Origin of the sequence: Streptomyces sp. XY431 (assembly GCF_001279805.1) — a bacterium.
In the GTDB taxonomy this organism is placed as follows: domain Bacteria; phylum Actinomycetota; class Actinomycetes; order Streptomycetales; family Streptomycetaceae; genus Kitasatospora; species Kitasatospora purpeofusca.
The window spans coordinates 1-453 of the sequence record NZ_LGDO01000326.1 but is presented as its reverse complement, the minus strand read 5'-3'; the positions used below and the strand labels follow the sequence as shown (position 1 = coordinate 453).

1 protein-coding gene is annotated in these 453 nt (G+C 69.3%); it reads right to left on the bottom strand.

Features of this window, described 5'->3' with window-relative positions:
• A partial coding sequence (locus ADK60_RS24900; protein WP_159400569.1) for a condensation domain-containing protein occupies positions 1-453 on the bottom strand: 453 nt, incomplete at both ends.

Below are 453 nucleotides of genomic sequence, written 5' to 3'. Positions count from 1 at the left end.
GAGACCGTCGCACCGAAGACCACGTCATCGCGCCCGGTCAACCGCCCCAGCACGATCGCCCAGGCCGCCTGCACCACCGTGTTCAGGGTGACACCGCGACTGCGCGACCAGGAGGCCAGGTCCTCGGTCTGCTCAACCGGGAGCGCGATCTCCACGTGTTCGGGCATCGTCTGGGTGCGGCGTCCGGTCGCGGCGACCAGGTGGGTCGGCTCCTCGGTTCCGTCCAGTACGCGAGCCCAGACCCGCTCGGCTTCCGCACGGTCCTGGCCGGCCAGCCAGGTCACGTAGTCCCGGTAGGGCGAGACGCGCGGCAGGGAGGTACTACGGCTGTCCGCCGCGTAGGCGGCGAACAGGTCCTGCATCACCAGCGGCATCGACCAGCCGTCGAGGATGATGTGGTGGTTGGTCACCACGAACAGCCACTGGTCATCGTCCAGTCGGGCCAGGGCGAAG